This is a genomic window from Iamia sp., from assembly GCF_035575815.1.
Taxonomy (GTDB): Bacteria; Actinomycetota; Acidimicrobiia; order Acidimicrobiales; family Iamiaceae; genus Iamia.
Genome location: NZ_DATLXO010000038.1, coordinates 1 through 22,433, shown reverse-complemented (window position 1 = coordinate 22,433; position 22,433 = coordinate 1). Strand labels below are relative to the sequence as shown.

The 22,433-nt window shown below is 71.2% G+C and carries 32 protein-coding genes; 21 read left to right on the top strand and 11 right to left on the bottom strand.

Annotation, left to right across the window (positions count from 1 at the left end; translation table 11 throughout):
- Positions 1-82: 82 nt before the first annotated feature.
- The 10 genes from VNL12_RS03490 to atpC all read left to right on the top strand — a co-directional run bounded on the left by VNL12_RS03490 (position 83) and on the right by atpC (position 7,808).
- Positions 83-376 carry an AtpZ/AtpI family protein gene (locus VNL12_RS03490; RefSeq protein ID WP_325591524.1) on the top strand — a complete coding sequence of 98 codons (294 nt, stop codon included), beginning with the start codon at positions 83-85 and terminating at the stop codon, positions 374-376.
- Entirely contained in the window at positions 373-831 is a 459-nt protein-coding gene (locus tag VNL12_RS03485) for an ATP synthase subunit I (protein WP_325591522.1), read from the top strand. Before VNL12_RS03490 ends, VNL12_RS03485 begins: the two co-directional genes overlap by 4 nt.
- Positions 832-837: 6 nt before the next feature.
- On the top strand, positions 838-1,605 hold the full coding sequence (atpB, locus tag VNL12_RS03480; protein WP_325591521.1) for a F0F1 ATP synthase subunit A: 768 nt from the start codon (positions 838-840) through the stop codon (positions 1,603-1,605).
- Positions 1,606-1,719: 114 nt separating this feature from the next.
- Entirely contained in the window at positions 1,720-1,947 is a 228-nt protein-coding gene (gene atpE, locus VNL12_RS03475; RefSeq protein WP_325591519.1) for an ATP synthase F0 subunit C, read from the top strand.
- Positions 1,948-1,952: 5 nt separating this feature from the next.
- Complete coding sequence (gene atpF / locus VNL12_RS03470) at positions 1,953-2,663, top strand: F0F1 ATP synthase subunit B (protein WP_325591518.1); 711 nt, start codon at positions 1,953-1,955, stop codon at positions 2,661-2,663.
- Entirely contained in the window at positions 2,660-3,187 is a 528-nt protein-coding gene (atpH, locus tag VNL12_RS03465) for an ATP synthase F1 subunit delta (RefSeq protein WP_325591517.1), read from the top strand. Before atpF ends, atpH begins: the two co-directional genes overlap by 4 nt.
- Positions 3,188-3,310: 123 nt before the next feature.
- On the top strand, positions 3,311-4,948 hold the full coding sequence (gene atpA, locus VNL12_RS03460) for a F0F1 ATP synthase subunit alpha (protein ID WP_325591515.1): 1,638 nt from the start codon (positions 3,311-3,313) through the stop codon (positions 4,946-4,948).
- Positions 4,949-4,952: 4 nt separating this feature from the next.
- The gene (locus VNL12_RS03455) at positions 4,953-5,954 is read left to right on the top strand and encodes a F0F1 ATP synthase subunit gamma (RefSeq protein WP_325591513.1); all 1,002 of its coding nucleotides are present in this window, start codon (positions 4,953-4,955) and stop codon (positions 5,952-5,954) included.
- Complete coding sequence (atpD, locus tag VNL12_RS03450; protein WP_325591511.1) at positions 5,951-7,402, top strand: F0F1 ATP synthase subunit beta; 1,452 nt, start codon at positions 5,951-5,953, stop codon at positions 7,400-7,402. The genes VNL12_RS03455 and atpD overlap by 4 nt, the downstream gene beginning before the upstream one ends.
- Before the next feature lie 4 nt (positions 7,403-7,406).
- Positions 7,407-7,808: an ATP synthase F1 subunit epsilon gene (gene atpC / locus VNL12_RS03445; RefSeq protein ID WP_325591510.1), complete on the top strand. Its 402-nt coding sequence runs from the start codon at positions 7,407-7,409 to the stop codon at positions 7,806-7,808.
- A gap of 260 nt (positions 7,809-8,068) precedes the next feature.
- Here atpC and arsC read toward each other — a convergent pair whose 3' ends face one another.
- Positions 8,069-8,416 carry an arsenate reductase (glutaredoxin) gene (arsC, locus tag VNL12_RS03440; protein WP_325591508.1) on the bottom strand — a complete coding sequence of 116 codons (348 nt, stop codon included), beginning with the start codon at positions 8,414-8,416 and terminating at the stop codon, positions 8,069-8,071.
- Positions 8,417-8,485: 69 nt separating this feature from the next.
- Positions 8,486-9,481 (bottom strand): class II fructose-bisphosphatase, encoded by a 996-nt coding sequence (glpX, locus tag VNL12_RS03435; RefSeq protein ID WP_325591506.1) that lies wholly within the window; start codon positions 9,479-9,481, stop codon positions 8,486-8,488.
- A 99-nt stretch (positions 9,482-9,580) separates the two neighbouring features.
- Here glpX and VNL12_RS03430 point away from each other — a divergent pair, with 99 nt between their 5' ends.
- The 7 genes from VNL12_RS03430 to VNL12_RS03400 all read left to right on the top strand — a co-directional run bounded on the left by VNL12_RS03430 (position 9,581) and on the right by VNL12_RS03400 (position 11,899).
- The gene (locus VNL12_RS03430; RefSeq protein WP_325591504.1) at positions 9,581-9,931 is read left to right on the top strand and encodes a hypothetical protein; all 351 of its coding nucleotides are present in this window, start codon (positions 9,581-9,583) and stop codon (positions 9,929-9,931) included.
- Positions 9,932-9,943: 12 nt separating this feature from the next.
- Positions 9,944-10,177: a hypothetical protein gene (locus VNL12_RS03425; RefSeq protein ID WP_325591503.1), complete on the top strand. Its 234-nt coding sequence runs from the start codon at positions 9,944-9,946 to the stop codon at positions 10,175-10,177.
- A gap of 5 nt (positions 10,178-10,182) precedes the next feature.
- Entirely contained in the window at positions 10,183-10,338 is a 156-nt protein-coding gene (locus VNL12_RS03420) for a hypothetical protein (RefSeq protein WP_325591501.1), read from the top strand.
- A 206-nt stretch (positions 10,339-10,544) separates the two neighbouring features.
- Positions 10,545-10,811 (top strand): hypothetical protein, encoded by a 267-nt coding sequence (locus VNL12_RS03415; RefSeq protein ID WP_325591499.1) that lies wholly within the window; start codon positions 10,545-10,547, stop codon positions 10,809-10,811.
- 70 nt (positions 10,812-10,881) lie between these two features.
- Positions 10,882-11,172 carry a hypothetical protein gene (locus VNL12_RS03410; protein WP_325591497.1) on the top strand — a complete coding sequence of 97 codons (291 nt, stop codon included), beginning with the start codon at positions 10,882-10,884 and terminating at the stop codon, positions 11,170-11,172.
- A 77-nt stretch (positions 11,173-11,249) separates the two neighbouring features.
- The gene (locus VNL12_RS03405; protein WP_325591495.1) at positions 11,250-11,495 is read left to right on the top strand and encodes an AbrB/MazE/SpoVT family DNA-binding domain-containing protein; all 246 of its coding nucleotides are present in this window, start codon (positions 11,250-11,252) and stop codon (positions 11,493-11,495) included.
- Positions 11,486-11,899 (top strand): type II toxin-antitoxin system VapC family toxin, encoded by a 414-nt coding sequence (locus tag VNL12_RS03400; protein ID WP_325591493.1) that lies wholly within the window; start codon positions 11,486-11,488, stop codon positions 11,897-11,899. Before VNL12_RS03405 ends, VNL12_RS03400 begins: the two co-directional genes overlap by 10 nt.
- A gap of 127 nt (positions 11,900-12,026) precedes the next feature.
- Here the strand turns inward: VNL12_RS03400 and VNL12_RS03395 are convergent, their stop codons facing one another.
- The 4 genes from VNL12_RS03395 to VNL12_RS03385 all read right to left on the bottom strand — a co-directional run bounded on the left by VNL12_RS03395 (position 12,027) and on the right by VNL12_RS03385 (position 13,869).
- On the bottom strand, positions 12,027-12,167 hold the full coding sequence (locus VNL12_RS03395) for a hypothetical protein (protein ID WP_325591491.1): 141 nt from the start codon (positions 12,165-12,167) through the stop codon (positions 12,027-12,029).
- Between the two features lie 107 nt (positions 12,168-12,274).
- Complete coding sequence (locus VNL12_RS03390) at positions 12,275-13,042, bottom strand: alpha/beta hydrolase (RefSeq protein ID WP_325591489.1); 768 nt, start codon at positions 13,040-13,042, stop codon at positions 12,275-12,277.
- Between the two features lie 188 nt (positions 13,043-13,230).
- On the bottom strand, positions 13,231-13,611 hold the full coding sequence (locus VNL12_RS21145) for a PIN domain-containing protein (RefSeq protein ID WP_414654841.1): 381 nt from the start codon (positions 13,609-13,611) through the stop codon (positions 13,231-13,233).
- A gap of 54 nt (positions 13,612-13,665) precedes the next feature.
- Positions 13,666-13,869, bottom strand: a complete 204-nt coding sequence (locus tag VNL12_RS03385) for a type II toxin-antitoxin system VapB family antitoxin (protein ID WP_325591488.1) — start codon at positions 13,867-13,869, stop codon at positions 13,666-13,668.
- Positions 13,870-14,190: 321 nt separating this feature from the next.
- On the opposite strand from VNL12_RS03385, the gene VNL12_RS03380 reads away from it, so the two are divergent.
- The gene (locus VNL12_RS03380) at positions 14,191-14,427 is read left to right on the top strand and encodes an antitoxin MazE5 (RefSeq protein WP_325591487.1); all 237 of its coding nucleotides are present in this window, start codon (positions 14,191-14,193) and stop codon (positions 14,425-14,427) included.
- Positions 14,424-14,753 carry a type II toxin-antitoxin system PemK/MazF family toxin gene (locus VNL12_RS03375; RefSeq protein ID WP_325591486.1) on the top strand — a complete coding sequence of 110 codons (330 nt, stop codon included), beginning with the start codon at positions 14,424-14,426 and terminating at the stop codon, positions 14,751-14,753. The genes VNL12_RS03380 and VNL12_RS03375 overlap by 4 nt, the downstream gene beginning before the upstream one ends.
- A 322-nt stretch (positions 14,754-15,075) precedes the next feature.
- On the opposite strand, the gene VNL12_RS03370 is transcribed toward VNL12_RS03375, so the two are convergent.
- The 5 genes from VNL12_RS03370 to VNL12_RS03350 all read right to left on the bottom strand — a co-directional run bounded on the left by VNL12_RS03370 (position 15,076) and on the right by VNL12_RS03350 (position 18,118).
- Positions 15,076-15,804 (bottom strand): tyrosine-protein phosphatase, encoded by a 729-nt coding sequence (locus VNL12_RS03370; protein WP_325591485.1) that lies wholly within the window; start codon positions 15,802-15,804, stop codon positions 15,076-15,078.
- Between the two features lie 43 nt (positions 15,805-15,847).
- Positions 15,848-16,246: a cupin domain-containing protein gene (locus tag VNL12_RS03365; RefSeq protein WP_325591484.1), complete on the bottom strand. Its 399-nt coding sequence runs from the start codon at positions 16,244-16,246 to the stop codon at positions 15,848-15,850.
- Positions 16,247-16,380: 134 nt separating this feature from the next.
- The gene (locus VNL12_RS03360; protein WP_325591483.1) at positions 16,381-16,818 is read right to left on the bottom strand and encodes a DUF1772 domain-containing protein; all 438 of its coding nucleotides are present in this window, start codon (positions 16,816-16,818) and stop codon (positions 16,381-16,383) included.
- A 15-nt stretch (positions 16,819-16,833) separates the two neighbouring features.
- Entirely contained in the window at positions 16,834-17,460 is a 627-nt protein-coding gene (locus tag VNL12_RS03355; protein ID WP_325591482.1) for a TetR/AcrR family transcriptional regulator, read from the bottom strand.
- Positions 17,461-17,731: 271 nt separating this feature from the next.
- The gene (locus VNL12_RS03350) at positions 17,732-18,118 is read right to left on the bottom strand and encodes a hypothetical protein (protein ID WP_325591481.1); all 387 of its coding nucleotides are present in this window, start codon (positions 18,116-18,118) and stop codon (positions 17,732-17,734) included.
- A gap of 219 nt (positions 18,119-18,337) precedes the next feature.
- Here VNL12_RS03350 and VNL12_RS03345 point away from each other — a divergent pair, with 219 nt between their 5' ends.
- On the top strand, positions 18,338-19,909 hold the full coding sequence (locus tag VNL12_RS03345) for a Ppx/GppA phosphatase family protein (RefSeq protein ID WP_325591480.1): 1,572 nt from the start codon (positions 18,338-18,340) through the stop codon (positions 19,907-19,909).
- A gap of 117 nt (positions 19,910-20,026) precedes the next feature.
- On the top strand, positions 20,027-22,433 hold a 2,407-nt coding region (locus VNL12_RS03340; protein WP_325591479.1), incomplete at its 3' end, for an ATP-dependent helicase.

Genomic DNA, 22,433 nt, shown 5'->3' with positions numbered 1-22,433 from the left:
CGATGAGCGGTGCCCCCTAGATTGCGCCTGAGTTCACAAGCGTTGCCGACCGAGGCCACGCCTGCCTTTGCAAGGTGCCTGAGTGTTCGACCTGCGAGTCAAGCAAGACCTCAACAGAGGGTTCTCCGACGCCCTCGGCCGCGGCGTCGACCTCGCCCTCACCCCGGTCGTGTTCGGCCTCATCGGGTGGCTGATCGACCGGGTCGCCGGCACCAGCCCGGTCTTCACGATCATCGTGGCGACCCTCGGCATGCTCGGCACCGGGCTCAAGATCAAGCTCGGCTACGACAAGCAGATGACGGCCTACGACGGCGATTCCACCACCCGCCGCCGTGAGGTCGAGCCGAGCCGACCCGCCCGCGGAGCCCGACCGTGAGCAGCGCCGCCCCCGCCTCGCCGGCCTTCACCGGCCGCGACCTGGGCCCCGCCCCGGAGCCGGAGATCATCCGTGACCTCGTGCGCCGGGGCCTCATGGCCACCCCTGTCGTCCTGTTGGTCGGTGCCGTCGGGTGGGGCTGGGCCGGACTGGCCTCGGTCGCCATCGCCATGGCCCTCGTGCTGGTCAACTTCACCGCCGCCGCCGCTCTGCAGAGCTGGGCCGCCCGCATCAGCTACGGACTGGTCGCCGGCGTCGCCCTCTTCGGCTTCCTCATCCGCCTCGCGATCATCTCGGCCGTGGTGCTGCTCATCGGCGATCAGCCGTGGGTCGCCCCGGTGCCCCTCGGCGTGACCCTCGTGGTCGGCCACCTGGGGCTCCTCGCGTGGGAGTCCCGCTACGTGTCTGCATCCCTGGCCTTCCCCGGCCTCAAGCCCGACCCCGTGAAGGAGTAGCGCCGAGTGTTCGCGCTGACGTTCCCCCCCCTCGGTCACATCGTCGATTGGCCCGGCTTCGCCGGCACCGAGGGCCAGCTCTATGAGATCAACAAGGTCGTGCTGGTGTACGCCTTCGGCGTCGCGCTGACGCTGCTGGTGTTCATCCTCGGCAACAAGAAGCAGCTGGTGCCGTCCGGCGCGCAGAACCTGGCCGAGATCTCCGTCGAGTTCATCGAGGAGCAGATCGTCGCGCCGACCATCGGCACCGACCTGAAGGGCAAGGGCTGGGCGCCGTTCATGCTCTCGCTCTTCTTCTTCATCTTCTTCACCAACATCTTCGAGGTCATCCCGTTCATCCAGATGCCGGCCAGCGCCCGCATCGCCCTGCCGATGCTCCTGGCCCTCACCTGCTACGTGATCTACCACGGGGCCGGGTTCAAGGAGCACGGGCCGGGCTACATCAAGCACGCCCTCGTGCCTCCGGGCGTGCCGGTTGCCCTGCTGCTGCTCGTGGTGCCCATCGAGTTCGTCTCGAAGTTCTTGGTGCAGCCCTTCTCCCACACCGTGCGTCTCTTCGCCAACCTCCTGGCCGGCCACATCCTGCTCGTGACCTTCGCGGTGCTCAGCGCCGCGCTGTGGAACGCCAGCTGGACGGTCGTGTTCCTTCCCCTCCCGGCCTTCGCGATGGTCTTCTTCGTCGCCTTCGAGGTCCTCGTCTCGTTCCTGCAGGCCTACGTGTTCACGCTGCTCGCCGGCGTGTACATCGGCTCGGCTGTCAGCCACGAGCACTGATCCACGTCCTCCGACCCCACCCACCGCCCTAGCGGAGCCGGCTCCGCCGACCCGCCCACGTCCTCCTCGATCCCAACCCTGAACCCACCAGACAGAGAAAGGTTCTGACGAACCATGCTCCTCGCAGAGATCACCGACACCGGCCTGGCGGCCCTGACCTACGGCCTCGGCGCCATCGGCCCGGGCATCGGCATCGGCTACCTCGTCGGCCAGTCCGTCCAGGCCATGGCCCGCCAGCCCGAGGCCGCCGGCATGGTGCGCACCACCATGTTCCTCGGCATCGCCTTCGTGGAGGCTCTGGCCCTCATCGGCTTCGTGGTCTTCTTCCTCGGCCAGGGTTGAGGGCCATGTCCACGATGCGACGACGCACTGGCCTCGCGGCCACCGCCATCGCCCTGATCCTCGGTGCCTTCTTCCTCGCCGCCACGCCTGCGGGCGCGGCCGGTGAGAGCGAAGGGGCCTGCTTCATCGAAGCCGTCGAGGAGGCCGAGGCCTCCGGCCTCGAGGGCACCGAGCTCGAAGAGGCCGTCGAGGAAGACGTGCTGTCCTGCACCCAGGCTCCCAGCCCGATCCTCCCCGAGCTCAACGAGATCATCTGGGGCGCCTTCGGCTTCTTGATCGTGTTCGGGTTCCTGTTCTGGAAGGGCTACCCGGCCATCAAGTCCGGGATGAACAACCGCACCGAGAAGATCCGCTCCGACATCGAGGGGGCCGAGGCCTCCCGGGCCGAGGCCGATCAGGTCTTGGCGGACTACAACGCCAAGCTGGCCGAGGCCAAGCAGGAATCGGCCCGGATGCTCGAGGAGGCCCGCCAGGAGGCCGACCGCGTGCGCGGCGAGCGCGTCGCGGCCATCGAGCCCGAGCTGGTCGAGATGCGCCAGCGGGCCGAGTCCGATGCCACCGCCACGCGGGCCCAGGCCCTCTCGGACCTGCGCGGCGAGGTGACGAGCCTCGCCCTCGGCGCGGCCGAGCGCGTCGTCGAGCGCAACCTCGACGACGCCACCAACCGCGCCCTGATCGATGCCTACATCGACCAGGTGGGGGCGTCGCGGTCATGAGCACCGACCGCATCGGCGCCTACGCGGCGGCGTTCTTCGCCGTCGCCGCGGCCGAGGACCCGTTGCACGAGGTGGAGGACGAGCTCTTCCGCGTCGCCCGGGTGATCGAGGGCAACGAGGAGCTGCTCGCCACGTTGTCGGACCCGCACATGGAACCTGCTCGCCGCCAGCAGGTCGTCGTCGACCTGCTGGGCGGCAGGGCTCAGCCGGCCACCGTGAACCTGGTGGGTCTGGTGGTCGGCAACGGCCGGGTCCGTGATCTGCCCGCGATCGTCGATGCCCTCGGTGCCCTGGGGGCCGCCTCGCGGGAGTCGGCTCTCGCCGAGGTCCGCTCCACCGTCGCCCTCACCGACGAGCAGGTGGCTCGCCTGGCCGATGCCCTCGGCCACGCCACCGGCAAGAACGTCGAGGTGCGGGTCATCGTCGACCCGACCGTCCAGGGCGGCATCGTCGCCCAGGTGGGCGACACCGTCATCGACGGCTCCGTCCGTCGCCGCATGGAGCAGCTCCGCGCTGCGCTCTGATCTGTCCGTCACCTAAAGACCGCCTTCCACCGGTGTCCACGTCCACCGACCACACCCGCCGCCCTAGCAGTGTCGGCTCCGCCGGCACCATCTCCAGCAGTCCGAACCCCAGGAAGCGAGCCGATGGCTGAGCTCACGATCACCACCGAAGACATCACCGCCGCCCTCCGCAAGAGCCTCGAGGGCTTCACGCCCGACGTGGCCGCGGCCCAGGTCGGGCGCGTGCTCGAGGTCGGCGACGGCATCGCCCGCGTCGGCGGTCTCCCGGACTGCGCCGTGAACGAGATGCTGCGCTTCGCGGATGGCACCATCGGCCTCGCCCTCAACCTCGACGAGGAGTCGATCGGGGCCGTGGTCCTCGGCGACGTCGACCACATCGCGGAAGGTCAGGCGGTGCAGGCCACCGGCGAGATCCTCTCTGTGCCCTGTGGCGACGGTCTCCTCGGCCGGGTCGTCAACACCCTGGGCGAGCCGGTCGACGGCAAGGGCCCGCTGACCAACGTCAGCACCCGCCGCATGGAGGTCCAGGCGCCGGGCATCATCGGCCGCAAGCCGGTGCACGAGCCGCTGCAGACCGGCATCAAGTCGATCGACTCGATGACACCCATCGGGCGGGGCCAGCGCGAGCTGATCATCGGCGACCGCAAGACGGGCAAGACCTCCGTCGCCATCGACACGATCATCAACCAGAAGGGCCTGGGAGTGAACTGCGTCTACGTGGCCATCGGCCAGAAGGCGTCGACCGTCGCCCAGACCGTGGCCACCCTCGAGCAGTTCGGGGCCATGGAGTACACCGTCGTGGTCGTCTCCCCAGCCTCGGACCCCGCGCCCTACAAGTACCTCGCCCCCTACGCCGGGTGCGCCATGGGCCAGCACTGGATGGAGAACGGCAAGCACGCCCTCGCCGTCTACGACGACCTCTCGAAGCAGGCTGAGGCGTACCGGTCGGTGTCGCTGCTGCTGCGCCGCCCGCCCGGGCGCGAGGCCTACCCCGGCGACGTCTTCTACCTGCACAGCCGGCTCCTCGAGCGCTCGGCCAAGCTGAGCGACGAGAACGGCGCCGGGTCGATGACCGCCCTTCCGATCATCGAGACCAAGGCCGGCGACATCTCGGCCTACATCCCGACCAACGTGATCTCCATCACCGACGGCCAGATCTTCCTCGAGGACGACCTGTTCAAGTCGGGCTTCCGCCCGGCGGTCAACGTCGGGCAGTCGGTGTCCCGCGTGGGCAGCGCGGCCCAGATCAAGGCCATGAAGACCGCAGTGGGAACCCTCAAGGGTGACCTGGCGCAGTTCCGCGAGCTGGAGTCCTTCGCCTCCATCGGCTCGGACCTCGACGCCGTGTCGCAGGCCACCCTCGATCGGGGCTACCGCCTGACCGAGCTGCTCAAGCAGGGCCTCAACTCGCCGTTGGCGGTCGAGGAGCAGGTGGTCGTCCTCTACGCCGGCACCCGCGGTCACCTCGACGGCATCGCCGTGACCGACGTGAAGCGCTTCGAGGCCGAGATCCTGGATGCCTTCCGCAGCAGTCACGCCGGGCTGCTTCGAGACATCCGCGACACCGGCAAGGTCGACGAGGCGGCTCTCGAGGCCGCCCTCGCCGGCTTCGTCGACGGCTTCGAGCCCACCGACGGAACCGGTCCCGAGCCGGAGCCGACCGATCAGGGCGACGCCGCCGTCGGCCAGGCCGGCGGCCGTCGCGAAGGCATCCTGCCCGAAGAGGAGATCACCCGGGCCGACGAGGGCGAGGGGGCGTAGCACCGTGGCCGGAGGCCAGGAACGGATCCTGCGACGCCGCATCAAGAGCGTCCAGTCCACCAAGAAGATCACGCGCGCCATGGAGCTCATCGCCGCCACCCGGGTCGCCAAGGCCCAGCAGCGCGCCGCCGCGGCGCGGCCCTACAGCGAGGAGCTGACCTCGGTCATCCAGCACCTGGCCGAGAACGGTGGCATCACCGACAGCCCGCTGCTGAAGCCGGCCGAGGAGGTCCGGAAGGTCGCGTTCGTGGTGATCGCCTCGGATCGCGGCCTCGCCGGTGGCTACAACACGGCGGTCATCCGCGCCGCCGAGCGCGAGCTGCAGGCCCGCCAGCTCGAGGGCGCGGACTACGCGCTGATCCTCGTCGGGCGCAAGGCCGACGGCTACTTCCGCTACCGCAACTACCGGATCGAGCGCTCCTTCGAGGGCATCAGCGACGCTCCGACCTACGCCGATGCGGCCGAGGTCGGCGACCTCGTCACCGAGCTCTACACCTCCGACGCCGTGCAGGAGGTCGTGCTCGTCTTCACGCGGTTCGTGTCCCTCGGCCAGCAGCAGGTGTCGGTGCGGCGGTTCATGCCCCTCACCGGTGTGGGCCGGGAGGGCTCCGACGAGGCTCGGGCCCAGGCCGCCTATGAGTTCGAGCCCGCGCCGGGCCCGATCCTCGAGTCGTTGCTGCCCCGCTACGTCACCGCCCGGCTCTACGCCGCCCTGCTCGACTCGGCGGCCTCGGAGCACGCCAGCCGCCAGCGGGCCATGAAGGCGGCCACCGACAACGCCCAGGACCTCATCACCAAGCTGTCGCGGGTCATGAACCGGGCCCGCCAGGACGCCATCACCACCGAGATCACCGAGATCGTCGGCGGCGCCGAAGCCTTGCACCAGGCGAGCGGTGGCCGCAACGAGGACCTCCTCATCGACAACGTGTTCCCCGAGGACCTGTTCGCCCACGCGGTCCGCACACCGCCCCGTCCGCATCACCTCAGCGCAGGAGACAAGCCGTGAGCACCACCAACGAGCCCGACACCCGGACCCAGGACGGGCGCGTCGTCACCGTCGCCGGTCCCGTGGTCGACGTGGAGTTCCCCGCCGACGCCATGCCGGAGATCAACTCGTGTCTCAGCATGATGATCGAGCTCGAGGGCGTCACCACCGAGGTGCGGGCCGAGGTGGCCCAGCAGATCGGTGACAACCGGGTGCGGGCCATCTGCCTGAAGCCATCCGACGGCCTCCGCCGGGGCTCGGCCGTGCACAACACCGGCGCCGGCATCACCGTGCCCGTCGGCGACAAGGTGCTGGGCCACATCTTCAACGTCATCGGCGAGCCCCTCGACATCACCTCCGAGGAGCTCGGCGAGGTCGCCGACCGGTGGGAGATCCACCGCCCGGCGCCCGACTTCGACGCCCTCGAGCCGTCGGCGCGGGTCTTTGAGACCGGCATCAAGGTCATCGACCTGCTGACCCCCTACAAGGAGGGCGGCAAGATCGGCCTCTTCGGCGGCGCCGGCGTGGGCAAGACGGTGCTCATCACCGAGATGATCCGCCGCGTGGCCCAGAACCACGGCGGCGTGTCGGTCTTCGCCGGTGTGGGCGAGCGCACCCGTGAGGGCACCGACCTGTTCCTCGAGATGGAGGAGTCCGGCGTCCTCGAGAAGGCCGCTCTGTGCTTCGGCCAGATGGACGAGCCGCCCGGCGTGCGCCTCCGCGTCGCCCTCTCGGCGCTCACCATGGCCGAGTACTTCCGCGACGTGCAGCAGCAAGACGTGCTGCTCTTCGTCGACAACATCTACCGCTTCACCCAGGCCGGCTCCGAGGTGTCGACCCTGCTGGGCCGCATGCCCTCGGCCGTGGGCTACCAGCCCACCCTGGCCGATGAGATGGGCGTCCTCCAGGAGCGCATCACCTCGACCCGGGGCCGCTCGATCACCTCGCTGCAGGCCGTGTACGTGCCCGCCGATGACTACACCGACCCCGCCCCGTTCACCAGCTTCACCCACTTCGACGGCACCACCGAGCTGTCTCGCGACATCGCCGCGCTCGGCATCTATCCCGCGGTGGATCCGCTGGCGTCGACCTCGACGATCCTCTCGCCCGAGGTCGTCGGCCAGCGGCACTACGACATCGCCCGAAGCGTGCAGCAGGTGCTGCAGCGCTACCGGGAGCTGCAGGACATCATCGCCATCCTCGGCATGGACGAGCTCTCCGAGGAGGACCGGGTCACCGTCGACCGGGCCCGCAAGGTGCAGCGCTTCTTGTCCCAGCCCATGTACGTGGCCGAGGTGTTCACCGGTCTAGAGGGCGTCACCACGCCGGTCGAAGAGACGGTCGACTCCTTCGAGGCGCTCCTCGAGGGTGACCTCGACGACCTGCCTGAGCAGGCGTTCCTGAACGTCGGCGGCGCGGACTCGGCCCGGGCCAAGGCGGCCGAGCTGCGCAAGTCCGCGGCGGGGTGATGTCGTGACCCTCCAGGTCCAGGTCGTGTCCCCCGAGCAGGTGCTGTGGTCCGGTGAGGCCGAGCGCGTCATCACCCGCACCCTCGAGGACGGCGACGTCGCCTTCCTCAGCGGCCACACGCCGTTCATGGGCGCTCTCGGCGAGGGCGTGACCGAGATCCTCCAGGAGGGGGGCACGGTCGTGCGCGTGGCGGTTCACCGGGGTTTCGTCGAGGTGAGCGACGACCGCGTGTCGGTGCTCTCCGACACCGCTGAGCTGGCCACCGGCATCGACGTGGCCCGGGCCGAGGCGGCCCGGTCCCGCGCCGAGACCGCTCTGCGCGACGGCGACGACGAGGCGGCGCTCGAGGCCCTCCGAAGGGCCGACATCCGCCTGCGCGCCGCCCGCTCAGACCGCCACACCTGATCTCCGATCGCGGTCGAAAGATTTTCCCGACCGCGTGGGTTTGGGGCTGCAGGGGGCCGGGGATACCAGCGCACGTTCCGGTCTTGAGCGTCGGAGGCCCCCCCGCCGACCCTCACACCAAAGATCGTGAACACCCACCCGCACCGAACCCGCCGGCCCTCCCCCCCGCCGGCGGGTTTGGCGCGCCTGGGACCGGCGCCAAAGCGACGACTGGGCCGCGGTGCGGTGCCGTCACGACCTGCTGATCTTGGCTTCTCAGCTCAGAGCAGGGCTCGGATCCGCTCCGGGGGCCGGCCGATCACGGCGCGGCCGTGGCGCACCACGATCGGACGCTCGAGCAGGATCGGGTTGCCGACGATGGCGTCGAGCAGCTCGTCGCCATCCGCGTCGGCCAGGCCGAGCTGGGTGTAGGCGTCCTCGCCGGTGCGCATCACCGCCCGGGGGTCGTCAAACCCCAGGGCGACGAGCAGGGCATCGAGCTCGGCGCGCGTCGGCGGCTCCTTCAGGTACTCGCGCACCTCGATGTCGAGGCCGGCCTCTTCGAGCAGGACCTTGGCTTGTCGGGACTTCGAGCAACGGGCGTTGTGCCAGATGGTGGCGTCCGGCATGGGTTCTCCGGGAGGGTGGGGGCCGCAGGACGGCGTGTGAGGACGGGGGGACGAGACGGCGGGCCGGGCTCAGCCGTAGTCCACCGAGCTGAACTCCCGTAGCTTCTGGGTGTGGTGGCGAGCGTCGATGCGCCTCACGGTCCCCGACTTCGACCGCATCACCATCGACTCGGTGGTGGCGCCCCGGGCGTCGTAGTGCACGCCCTTGAGCACCTCGCCGTCGGTGATGCCGGTCGCTGCGAAGAAGCAGTTGTCCCCCTGTACCAGGTCGTCGGTGCCCAGGACCCGGTCGAGGTCGTAGCCCGCGTCGAGCGCGGCGCCGCGCTCGTCGTCGTCCCGGGTCCACAGGCGACCTTGGATCTCGCCGCCCATGCACTTCATGGCCGCCGCGGCGAGCACGCCCTCGGGGGTACCGCCGATGCCGATGAGGATGTCGGCACCGGCCTCGGGCACCGCAGTCGACACCGCGCCGATGACGTCGCCGTCCTGGATCAGGCGGATCCGGGCCCCGGCGGCCCGGATCTCGGAGATGAGGTCGGTGTGGCGAGGCCGGTCGAGGACCACGGCGGTCACGTCGCGGACCGATCCGCCCTTGGCCTTGGCCACGGCGCGGAGGTTGTCGGCCACAGGGGCAGCGACATCGACGAGGCCGGCGGCCTCGGGTCCGACGGCCAGCTTCTCCATGTACACGCAGGGGCCAGGGTTGAACATGGTGCCCCGCTCGGACACCGCGATGACGGCGATGGCCCCGCCGCGGCCCAGGGCGGTGAGCGTGGTGCCCTCGACCGGGTCGACGGCGATGTCGGTCTGGGGGAGCGAGCCGTCACCGATGCGCTCGCCGTTGTAGAGCATGGGGGCCTCGTCCTTCTCGCCCTCCCCGATGACGACGATGCCGTCCATCGAGATGGAGTCGAGCACGATGCGCATGGCGTCGACCGCGGCGCCGTCGGCCCCGTTCTTGTCGCCCCGTCCCATCCAGCGCGAGGCCGCCATGGCGGCGGCCTCGGTGACCCGTACCAGCTCCATGGCCAGGTTGCGGTCCGGTACCTGCTTCTCGGGCGTCATGGCGACCGACAGTAGTGGGCGCGCCTATGAGCACCCGGGGTGAGGGCCCCGGCCTGACCGGGTGTCCTTGTCGGAACCGACGGGTACCACGCCCACCGCATGCGCACTTCCCCCTCGCCCATGCGGCTCGCCCGTGCTCGGCGCGCGGCCGCACTGCTCTTCGCCACCTCCCTCGCCTTGGCCGAAGCAAGCTGCGGCGACGATGGCGGCGACGACGAAACCGCTCCTCCGTCCACCACGGCGCCGGAGACCATCGACACTGAGACCACGGAGCCCGGTGGTGACGACGAGGGGGACGATGGCGGGGAGAGCGGGGGTGGTGACACCACCTCGACGACGGCGGACGGATCGGCGACCACGACGACCGAGGCCGGGTCCTCGCCGTCGCCCCCCACAACCGTCGCCGGCGATGACGTCGATGTGTTGTCGATCGAGGAGGCGACGGCCTAGCTCCAGGCGCTGATGGGCCGGTACCGGGCCGGGCTCGACGCGATCCGGGCCCGCAACGCCCTCGACGAGCGCGCGCTGCAGAGCCTCACCGCGGCGTTCACCGCCCCGCAGGCCCAGCACGAGCTCGAGGGGCTCCGACAGCTGGGCGGCGTGGAGGCCATTCGCCCGGACGCGGCGACGCCTTCGGTCCCGGGTGTCGAGCTGCTCGACGCCACGCGACCTGCGCCTCGGGCACGGCGGAGGTGACCAGTGTGACCGACCTGGTGAGCACAGAGGTCGACGCCCGCCCGCCGTACTACTTCCGGCTCGTGCGCGCGCCCGACGGCGCGCCCAGCCCCGGGTGGCGCATCGACTTCTTCACCTTCAGCACCGACGGGGTCCCCCTGGAGGCGGCACGATGCGGATGAGCAGGGCGATCGCGACCTTCGCGACCCTGGTGGTCGCCACGACAGGGGGCTGGTGTCGGCCGGTCCCGCCGCCGCCGCCGAGGACCACGGTGGAGAGCTGTGCGCAGAGTCGTCCTCGAACGTCGGCTGCGGTGGGTCGGAGGAACAAGGAGGAGGCCCGGACGGCACCGACGGCGGCGGGGGCGACGACTTCGAGGCCCATCCCCGTGGACTTCGACTACTTCTTCGACGACGACGGCGTGTCCGAGGGGTCCTCGGAGGGCTACGAGGAGGGCTGCTGGGGCATCGAGACCGTGGCCGAGGGCCAGGGCGGTACCTGGGAGGAAGCTGCGGCTGAGCAGGCGTCGCAGGGCGAGAACGGCGTGGCGTGGGGCAAACTGCGACCCGGAGGAGACGATCGATCCGGCGGAGCTCATCCGGATCATCTGGGAGCACACCGTCACCCCGCCCCCGCCCACGCCGCTCGAGGTTGAGCCGGGCAAGGCCGTCACCGGGCTGCGCTCCTACCTCGAGATCGGTGGCGAGATCTCGCACCGCCGGAGCGTGACCACGCCGATCGGTCCGGCGTCGTTCGTGATGACGCCGCGCTACGTCGTGTCGTGGGGGGACGGCGCCTCGATCAGCACCGAGTCCCAGGGTGTGCCCTGGCCCGGCGGCCCCGAAGAGATCAGCCACGTCTACACCGACGCCGGTGGTGTGACCGTCACCGTGCAGGCCTTCTGGCGGACCACCTGGTCGCTTGCCGGACAGGGCGGCGACCTCCCGGAGCTGGCCGTCCCCACCGAGGGGTCCCTCGACCTGCCGGTCGAGGAGCACCAGGTCACCACCGACTGAGCTCGCGTGGGCAAGCGGGGTGGGCGTCGGTGGCGGCCCGGTTGCCCGGTACCTGTCGTGCTTGTATCGTTACTCTTGTGTCAGAAGTAAAGGATCATCGAGGCCGCGGTGCGAAGATCAGCTCCAAGCACCAGATCACCATCCCGGTTGCGGCCCTCCGCGCCGCGGGCGTCGAGGCCGGCGAGCGGCTCGTCGCCCGTTCCGACGGTCCGGGGCGGATCGTGCTCCAGAGGGAAGGAGACGTCCTCGGCGAGTTCGCCGGTGCGCTCACGAGTGCCTTCAGGACCGATGAGCTCGCGGCGCTGCGGGACGAATGGGACTGACCGTCCTCGACGCCGGAGTGCTGATCGGGTTCCTCGACCGCAACGACACCCACCACGAGAGCGCCCGTCGGGCCCTCGATGGGGCGCTCGACCGCAACGACCGCCTGGTGGTGCCCGCGTCCGCCCTCGCCGAGACGCTCGTCGGACCGTCGCGGCGCGGCGCCGACGCGGTGGCGACGGTCCGGCGACTGCTCGAACGGGTGCCCATCGACGTCGCGCCCCTCGATCGCGATGTCGCAACCGTGGCGGCCGCCCTACGCGCCCGCCACCGAGCCCTGAAGCTCCCCAACGCCCTGGTGATCGCCACCACGGACACGCTCGACGCCGATCTCCTGGTCACCACGGACCGCCGGTGGCCGCCGCGCAGCAGGCTCGGCCTGCGGGCCATGATCGCGAGGCTCTGACCGCCGCACGACGCCGCATAGTCAGGACCGACGGATTCCGACCGGACGTCTCGACCGCAGCGGGCGATGTCGGTCTCCTCCGGCCACGCCCAGGCCCTGCGCTGGGTCCCGGCTGCGCCCGGGCCGGTCAACGGTGGTGGGGGATCTCCTCCTCGAGGATGCTCGTGCCCGCGCCGGGCTTGCTCTCCCACTGCCAGGTCTCGTTGATCCGCAGGCGTCCGTCGGCGAGGCGCTCGATGAGGTCAGGAAGCGGTCCCGACGGGTCCATGAGCGGATGATCGCCGAGCGCAGCGCGCGTCGGAAGAAGCAATAGCGCCGACCTGAGCGTCCGCCGGCCGGCGCTCACGTTCGGCGATGGTGAGACCGTGGGGTGGGTCAGCGACAATCGGTGGAGGCGATGGCGTCCTTGATGATGGCAGCGACGAGGTCTGGTCGTTCGAGGGGAATCAGGTGCCCGGCTCCGGTGGCGACGACGAGGTCGCCCTGTGGCGCGGCACGTACCAGAGACTCCTGGAGCTCACTCCAGACCGTCTCGAGAGTCGTGCGCTCTGCTTCTGTCTTCGGCTCGGCGGGGAGCGAGTCGCCGCAGCTCGGGTCGTGGGTGATGAGCCACAGCGGCGGGGTGCGATCTGCATCGACGGCGCCGAGGCGGGCATCGAGGTCGTCGGCGAGAGCGAGCTCGTTGGTCGACAGGTGCCGGTGCGAGGCCATCAGCTGCGCCCGTCGCCTCCGCTCGGCCGGCTCCAACGTCTCCGGGCCACGTCGCGGGAACGAACCCGCCATGCGGGCCAGGAGGCCTCGGCGGGCGAGGAGCAGGAGCAGGCGCGGATGCAGGGAGCGAGCGTGAGCTCGGCGCGTGCGGTCGATCATTCCGTGCAGGCGAGCGTTGAGGTGTTCGGGCCGTGGATCGACGAGCACCAGAGCTCTGACGCGCTGGGGATGGTCATTGGCGAACGCTCGGACGAGGGGGCCGCCGAGCGAGTGCCCGACGAGGATGACTCCACCCGCGCCGTTGCCCGACTCGATGACCGATCCGAGGTCGGATAGGGCTGACGCAGCCGGCGAGGAACCCGAACCGGTGTCCGAACGGCCCAGACCCGCTCGGTCGTAGGCTACGAGGCGCCACTCCGGCAGCGCTCGCATCGTCGGTCGCCAGTCCAGCCCAGTGCAGCCACCGCCGGGTACGAACACGATCAGGGGGTCGTCGCCAGCGCACCTATCGACCGCGATTCGCCGGCCGCCACGGTCGATCCACGACTCCTCGATGTCGCCCACCGAGGCAGCGTAAGGATCGAGGCCGCACTGCGGGTGGAGCCAGGAGGGGCGGTCGTTTAGGAGCCCCCGAGCAGGCGGGCGCGAGGCTCGCGGGTGCGCGGGGCGCTCACCACCGGTGGATCTGCAGGGGGGTGTGCTCGGCGAGAGCGTTGAAGTCGGCATCCGCGTGCAGGATCGTGGCCCCTGGCATCGATGGCGACGGCGGCGATGAGGCAGTCGATCAGCTTTCGCACGGTCTGTCCGTGGCGTCGACATCGTCGGTGGAGGGCGGCGGCGTCGTCGTAGGAGACCGGTGTGGTGGGAAGCATGCTCGCTCGGGAGAGCAGCCCGCGGAGCTGAACGAGATGGGTTCGTCCCGGGCGCCGGCGAGGACCTCCATGCTGATCGCCTCGGTGATGGCGATGTCTCCGTCGAGAAGGCTGTCCACTGCGTTGCAGATCGTGGAGTCGGTGTCGCGCAGAACTCGATCCACGCTGAGGTGTCGATGACGATCATGGGGTGCGGCTGAGGCGCAGCTCGTCGAGGTCCTCCTCCCATCCGGTGCCGCGCAGCTTGCGGGCGTCGTCGAGGACGAGCGGTTCCGCGGCAAGACGGCGGAGGGCGAGGTTGACGGCCTCGCGCTTGGAGGCGAGCTGGAAGCGCTGCATGACCGCCGCGCATGCGTCATCGTCGATGTCGATGTTGGTGCGCGTCATACGCATAGCATGCACCTCATGTGACCAGGCGGTGGAAGGGCGGCCGGACGGGCCGGGGTCGCCGCCGCCGGGCTCGGTGTGGATGAGGTGGCCGCCATCGCCCGCTACACCTACCGGGGACCGAACCTCATCCCGTCGGAGGCCGTCGTGGTGTCGCCTGGTGGCCGTCGCCGGTTTCGAACGCGCGGCCCGTGGGACCGGTCAGTCGGCACTAGTACCCCTACGACCCGGTCGAGGGTCGTTCGCCCCTCGGGAGGAGGGCTCGTGTGGCGCCCGGGATCAGAGCTTGCGGCGGTGGCATCGCAGTGGCATGGTCGTGCCATGGCACGAGTCCGGGTCAGCACGACGGTCGACGAGGCAATGCTGGACGAGGCTCGGCGCATCCGCAGCAACATCACCGACGCGGCCCTGCTCGACGAGGCCCTCCACGCCCTCCTCGCTCGCAACCACGCCAGCGAGATCGACGCCTCCTACGCGGCCTACGACGAGCACCCCCTCGATGAGCCCGACGAGTGGGGGGACCTGGCGTCCTTCCGGGCTGCGGCCGCGGCCCCGTGATCGCGACGCCGCGCCGCGGCGAGCTCTGGTGGTGCGAGCTCCCCGAGGTCGGACGCCGGCCCGTGGCGGTGCTCTCACGCGACGCCGCGATCCCGCGCCTACGCCGGGCCCTGATCGCCCCGTGCACCACGACCATCCGCGGACTGGCGAGTGAGGTCGTCCTGGAGCCCGGCGACGACCCTGTCCCCCGGCGCACGGCGATCAACCTCGACTCGGTCGAGAGCGTCTCGATCGCGGTGCTCATCGACCGGCTGGGAACGCTCAGCGGCCCCCGGATGCGCGACGTGTGCGCCGCCCTGGCGGCCGCCGTCGACTGCACCGACTGACCTCGAACGGGCCGGGCGCCGCCGCCCCGGATCTCCCGTTCTTGGTACGGATCTGGCCGGTCGGGGCGTGATCGGTACCAAGAACGGCCCGGCTGCGATCGCAGTATGCGCCCCTCGTCCTTGCCGGCCGGACCGGTTCCACTCAGCCGACGCCGCCCGCGGTGTCGATCGCAAGCTCTTCGGAGCCCCATGACACAGACCCCCGGCGGCCCCGTGCACACAGCCCCCGACTGCCCCCGACGTTCGGTTGGGGGCAGGGTTCCATTGGACTCGCTTGACCTGCGTCAGCGCCTCGGCGCAAGGGGCAGGTGAGGAGGCCGTCTCATCCCCTGGTGACCAGGCGGTCGCGGAGGATCCGCAGCTCGTCACCGGGCACCCCGGCGCCGAGCAGGTAGTCCTCGATGTCGAGGGTGTCGACGAGGTGGCCGACCGTCGCCTGTTGGGTGGTGCCCCGCGCTGCGTACAGGTCGGTCTCGCCGTTGAGACCGACGTGGCCCAGGCCGAGACCGTGAGAGACAAGGCGCTCGTCGGTGGCCAGGTGGTCCGCGACGATCAGCTCGGACGGGACATCCGCCATCATGAGCAGAAGGAGCGTGACCAGGCCGGTGCGGTCACGGCCGCGCTGGCAGTGGTAGAGGACGCCGCCGGGACCGGCGGCGGCGATGGCGCGCGCGACCGCCCCCACGCGCGCGGGCCAGCGCTCGAGGAAGGCCGCGTAGTAGAGAGCGCAGCTCAGCGCGCCGGTCTCGGCCCAGTCCCGGAACTGCGGGTCCTCGAGGAGGCCCTCCTCGAGCGGCGCCCAGACGACCTCGACGTCACTGGCGGCGGGTCGGTACGAGGCGTCTCGGATCTCGAACCCGCTTCGCAGGTCGACGCAGGTGCGCACGCCGTGGCGGTGGAGCGCGGACCATCCCTCGGGGGCGAGGCGGTCGAGCCCCTCGGAGCGCACCAGGGCCCCCCACCGCGTCGACCCGCCCGTCCGCGTCGGGAGCCCACCCAGGTCCCGGACGTTGTACATGCCGGCCCAGTCGAGATCTCGGTCCGGGTCCATGCCCCGAGTCTTGCCGGCCGGCATTCGTGTGTCGGCGCCGCACTCAGCGGGGTCGGTGGCGAGTGCCTCGGCCCGAGGTGATGAAGACCATGGTGGTGAGCCCGGCGACGTCGACGGTGTGCCACACCCCGGGAGGGTTGATGACGGCCTCGCCGGCGCGGATCACCACGGTGTGCTGCTCGCCGTCGACCTCCTGGATCAGGGAGGCCCTGCCGGCGGTGCAGATCACGAGCTCGCTGCCGTGGGGGTGCTGCTCCCACTGGGCCCACGGCGCGTCGAAGCTGAACATGGAGACCAACCGACCCTCGTCGCCGTCGCTCGCCGTGCGCTCGGCGTAGGGCTCGAAGAACGACGGGTCCCAGCTGAACCCGTGCAACGGCTCGGCGGTGGCACCCAGGCCCAGGTGCACCGGGGTGGCGGTCAGGTCGAACGGCTCGCTCATGTGCCCACCATCGCTCGCCGGCGCCCTTCTCCGACGGCCGGGAGCCCGCGCCCTCTTCGAGGTCGGTCACTGACTCCCCTCCCCGATGGTGCTGACAGGGGGCGTGCCGAGCGGACCACGACGAAGGGTGGGGACTAGGCGGTTGCGGCTGCGCACACGAGCACGAAGCCGACGAGCAGCAACCAGGAGCGGACACCTTGAAAGTACTCCCAGCGATTGCGGGCTCGCTCCCATCCTGGGGGTGGGTCGTCGGTGTCCCAGTGTCCGGTTGCCCGGTTGATCGGGACGTTGACGATCAGCGTGAAGATGAGCGCGGTGCCGAACGCGGCGACGGCGGGCCACGACCAGGAGCTGGACCCTCCCTTGCTGGCGACGGTGATGGCGAGCACGAGGGAGGCGGTCATCCCGATGGGCATGACCCGGCCGAAGGTCTTGAGCAGGCCTTGTTCGACAGCGAGCCGTTCGGGTGGTTGCAGCCGCCGGAGCACGGGGTGAACGAAGGCGTACGAGCCGAACTCGGCGCAGGCGACGAACCCGGTGACGATCAGTGCGATGAAGACGAGTAGGTCCATGGGCAACTTCGCGGTTCAGGGGGATGAGTTGGTGGCGGCGGTGCGGACGGCGCCCAATGCTGCATCGACGAGCTGGTCCCAGGCCGGCCATGACATGTCGGGTTTGGTGATGCGCAGGTCGACGATGCCGTGGAGCGACGCCCACAGCTCGGTCGCCAAGATGAGCGTTGCGTCGTGACGTGGCACCGGCAGACACGCAGCGACTGCCTCGATGACGGTCCGGTAGGACTCGGCCCCTGGGTGTTCGGTCTCTGGGGACAATCCGAGACCGGCGGGGCCGGCGTTTGCGGCGCTGAAGAGGACGCGATAGTGGCCCGGCTGCCGGAGACCCCAGTGGACATAGGTTCGCGCCGTGGCCTCGAGGCGGGCCATGGGTTGATCGGCCGCGTTGGTTGCGGCCGTGCGGAGGACGGATGTGAACTCTTCGAATCGGGCCGCGATGACCGCTTGGACGAGCGTCTCCTTGTCCGAGAAGTGGCGGTAAAGCGAGGGTGGTGTGACTCCGGAGGCAGTGGCGACGGCCCGCATCGTGAGGGCGTCGACGTCGCCCAACTCGGCGAGCAGGTCTGTCGCCCGCTCGAGCACCAGGCCGCGCAGCTCGTGGCCGGTGCCGCGGGTGCGGCGGGTCCTGGTTGCGGTCATCGCCCGGTTCGCTTCCCGCTCGCGAGGTGAACGCGGATCAGGACACGGCCGCAGGCGACTTCGGCGGCCACGGCGATCGGGTCGGGCCCCCCGTCGGCGTCGACACGGACATGCGACCCAGGTAGTTCACCGGCGTGGCATATCGGGTCCCACGGCGATCCCCGGTGAAGCTCAGGACCAGCCGATTGCTGTTGAGCAGCGGGTGCATCGGAGACGACAGGATGGCCGCCGGGACGCGATTGATCAGGGACAGCTTGGGCCATCTCGGTCCTCATTCCGGACGCGGCCCGCCCAGCCGACGGCCCATCTCGTCAGCCAGCGCCTGCAAGGCTGACAGCGGTCGAAGGAAGACCGTCAGGTCAGCGACGCGGCCGCTGCCATCCGAGCGGCCCACCAGCAGCCCGTCGGCGCGCCCCGGGTGCTGCGCCACCTGCGCCTGGAACATGAGGACCGCCGCGCCGTCGCCGGCAATCGTCTCGAGGACCTTGATGTCGTGCAGGGCCCCGTCGAGGACCGCCTCAAAGATCTGGGTGGCGGCGAGCAGACCTTCGAACGGCTGGTCGTGGACCGCGACACGCAGAACCACATCGTCGGCCATCGCGTCAACCACGGCCGCCGCGTTGGCCGCCTCGAATGCCCGTCCAAGTTGTTCCAGCATGGGGTTGCTCCTCGCTTGGTTAACGCACGTTACTATACCAGTTGTTAACCTGCGGCTGTAGTCTCCACGGTGCCGGGGGGAGGGGCCTCCGATCGCTGGGCATTGCGTCGCAGCCGTGGCGCGTGTGTCGCACACTTACGTGACCGTGAGCACAGCTGCAGTCCGACCGCCGCTGGACGCCGGTCGAAGTGTCGTAGGGGGCCGGTAGGTTCGGGGCCCATGGCCGAAGTGCTCGCCGCGATCGACGTCGGCACCAACTCGTTCCACCTCGTGGTGGCACGCGTCGACCGTGACGACCGCTTCGACGTCATCACCCGCGAGAAGGAGCAGGTCCGCCTGGGCCAGGGCCCCGGCGACATGAAGGAGCTCGCCCCCGAGGCCATCGAGCGGGGCGTCGCCGCCCTGAGCCGGTTCCGTCGCCTGGCCGACGCCCACGGCGCCGAGGTGCGGGCGGTGGCCACCTCGGCGGTGCGCGAGGCGCAGGACCACGACGACTTCCTGCGCCGGGCCCGACACGAGGCCGGGGTCGAGGTCGAGGTCATCTCGGGGGTCGAGGAGGCTCGCCTGATCCACCTCGGCGTGCTCTCGGCGCTGCCGGTCTACGACCGCCGCATCCTCGTGTGCGACATCGGCGGCGGCAGCACCGAGCTGGTGGTGGGCGAGAAGGGCGAGACCCTCGCCTCCCGCTCGCTCAAGCTCGGCGCGGTCCGCCTCACCAACCGGTTCTTCGCCGAGGGCACCCCCACGAAGTCCGACATCGAGGCCTGCCGCCGCCACGTGCAGGGTGCCCTGGTGGCCTTCGAGCGCTCGGTCACCGACCACGGCTTCGAGGTGGCGATCGGCTCGTCGGGCACCATCGAGCAGGTGGTGCGCCTGGCCCGGCGCTCCGCCGGCGATGACGATCCGCTCCGAACCTGGAACGGTGTGACCGCCACGGCCGGGGAGATCGAGTCGGTGGTGGCCGACCTCGCGCGCGCCGCCCGCAAGGGCGAGCTGGCCGACGTGGCGGGTCTCGACGCCAAGCGGATCGACATCATCACCGCCGGGGCCCTGATCCTCGAGGGCGTGGTCGAGCGCTTCGGGATCGGCGAGCTCACCGTGAGCGAGGCCGCCCTGCGCGAGGGCGTGCTCATTGACACCCTGCAACGGGTCCGGGGCGGCTCGCGGCACCGCATCACCGACGTGGGTCGCCACAGCATCCGGCACCTGGCCGACGCCAACGACCCGGATCCCGGCCACTCGGCCTGGGTCGCCACCCTCGCCGTGGCGCTCTACGACGACCTCGTCCCGATCACCGGGCTGGCGGCGGACTGTCGCGACCACCTCGAGGCCGCCGCCCTCCTCGCCAACGTCGGCCTCGCCGTCAGCCACGACGGCCACCACAAGCACTCCTACTACGTGATCCGCCACAGCGACCGGCTGGTGGGCTTCACCGACGCCGAGATCGAGCGCATCGCCCTCGTCGCCCGGTACCACCGCAAGAGCACCCCGAAGGGCCGTCACCCCGAGTTCGCACGCCTCGACCCCGCCGAGCAGGAGGTCGTGCGCACGCTCGCCGGCATCCTGCGCGTCGCCATCGGCCTCGACCGCACCCACGGGCGCCGGATCTCGGCCGTCCGGGCTCGTTGCGCCGACGGCGCGGTGCGCGTCGAGGTCACCGCGACGGTGGGGGCCGACATCGACCTCGAGGTGTTCACCGCCGGCGAGCGCTCCGCGCTGTTGAGCGAGGTGCTCGACCGCCCCGTCGAGGTCGTCCGGGCGGGAGCGGCGACGACCACCGCGGGGTCATGACCGAGCGAGTCAGGCGCCACGGGCCCTCTGACGGCGGAGCTTGCGGAGCCGTCAGGGTCATCGGTGCCCGGTGATGGGAACGGAGCTGGACGTGGCCCACGATGAGGTGGTGCACCGATGAACGCGGTCGAGGGCGCCGCTCCCGGCCCGGGGCCCCTCGGCCGCTCGGTCGTGGTCGAAGCCGGCCAGGACCCTCCCCCTGCGTGGGCCGATGCGCCGCGCGTCACCCTCGACGAGGCCGCCCTCGCGGCGCCGGCCGACGTGGTCGCCTCCCTGCACGAGGCGTGGGCCGACCGCCGCCCGACGGTGATCGAGCTGGCGGTCGACCCGGCCCGGTTCCGCACGCCCGAGTCCGTCGGCGGCACCCCGTGGGAGGTCGGCGTCGACGTCGAGCTGGCCGGCGACCGGCTGCACTTCCTGGTGTGGGCCAACACGTGGGACGCCCGCGGCGACGAGCCGGTGTGGTGGTGGGGGCTCAAGGCCGCCCGCCGGGCCGACGGCGCGGTGGCGACCCCCGACGGGCCCGGCGACGTTGCCCTGGCCGACGGCACCCCGCTGTGGATCGACGGCGGCCCGCGCGAACCGTGGTCACAGGCCGAGCTGGGCGGGGTCGGCCTGGTGCACCGCGAGACGGTGGAGGCCGGACGCCTCACCGTCGCGCCCGAGCCGGTCGCGCCCACCGCGGACCTGGCCGACGATCAGCGGGCCGCGGTGGCCCACCGGCGGGGCCCGGCCCGCATCGTCGCCCCCGCAGGGTCGGGCAAGACCCGTGTGCTGACCGAGCGCCTGCGCCACCTGTTGGTCGACCGCGGGTGGGAGCCGACCTCCGTGCTGGCCCTCGCCTACAACGTCAAGGCCCGCGACGAGATGGTCGAGCGCACCGAGGGCCTGGGGGCCCGGGTGCAGACGCTGAACGGGCTCGCCTACGGCATCCTCGCCCAGGAGCGGGGCACCGCCCCGCCGGTGATCGACGAGCGCGAGGTGCGTCGCCTCCTCGACTCCCTGCTGCCGCGCCGCCAGCGCCGGGCCAACACCGACCCCATCGCCCCCTACCTCGAAGCCCTCACCGAGGTGCGCCTGGGGCTCCGGAGCCCGGCTCTGGTGGAGGAAGAACGGGGCGACGTGCCCGGGCTGACCGAGGTCGTCGGCCCCTACCGAGACGAGCTGGCCCGCCGGGGTGTGGTCGACTTCGACGAGCAGATCTGCGCCGCCATCGAGGGCCTGCTCGGTGATGGCGAGCTGCGTTGCTCGGTGCACGCACGTCACCGCCACCTCCTCGTCGACGAGCTCCAGGACCTCACCCCGGCCCACGTGCTGCTGGTCCGCCTGGTGGCCGGGCCGCCTCTCGACGTGTTCGGCGTCGGCGACGACGACCAGGTCATCTACGGCCACGCCGGGGCCGACCCGCGCTTCCTCATCGACTTCGCCTCGTGGTTCCCGGGCGGGGGCACCCACGCCCTCGAGGTCAACCACCGGTGCGCGGCGCCCATCGTCACCACCGCGGCCACCCTCGTCGGCTACAACCGGCGCCGGGTCGACAAGGTGATCCGCGCCCGCCCCGACGCGGCCACCGAACCCGACCGGGTCCGCATCGTCACCCACGACCCGTCGGAGGGCGCCGACGCGCTCGTCGACACCGTGCGCGGCTGGCTCGACGAAGGTTGCCCCCCAGATGACATCGCCGTGCTCACCCGGGTCCACGCCCTGCTGCTCGCGCCCCACGTCGCCCTGGTCGAGGCGGGCATCGCGGTGCGTTCCACCGTCGGGCCCGAGCTGCTCGAGCGCACCGGCGCCCGGGCCGCCCTCGCGTATGCTCGCATCGCGGCGGCCCCCGAGGCCATGGCCCCCGACGACCTGGCCGAGGTCTACCGCCGGCCCAGCCGGGGACTGCCCCGCTGGATCACCAAGTGGTTCCGGCGGCCCATGACCGTGGCCGAGGTGGGCGCCCTGGGCGAGCGCATCGACGACCCCAAGGTGGCCGAGAAGCTCACCGCCATGGCCGCCGACCTGGCGGTGGTCGCGGCGGCCGGTTCGGGTACCACCCGCCACGCCCTCGAGGTGATCCGCGACCGCATCGGCCTCGGCGAGGCCATGGAGGGCCTCGATCGCTCCAAGGGCGGCGAGGGCTCCAGCCAGCTCGACGACCTCGAAGCGCTGCTGCAGGTGGCTGACCTCCACCCGTCGCTCGACGGGTTCGAGGAGTGGCTGCGGCACTCGCTGCGCTCCGGCGGGGCGCGAGGTCCCGCGGTCACCCTCTCGACCGTGCACCGGGTGAAGGGACGGGAGTGGCCGTGCGTGGTGGTCGCGGGTGTCTCGGCGGGCTTGTTGCCGCACCGCCTGGCGGTCGACGAGGAGGAGGAGCGGCGGGTGCTGCACGTGGCCATCACCCGGGCGCGCCAGCGGGTCGTGGTGCTGGGTGACGCCAGCCGACCGTCACCGTTCCTCGACGAGCTCACCGGCGAGGCCCCGATGCGACCCGAGCGCGCCGTCGGGCGCGCCGGCGCCCCGGCCCCTGCGCCGGCGC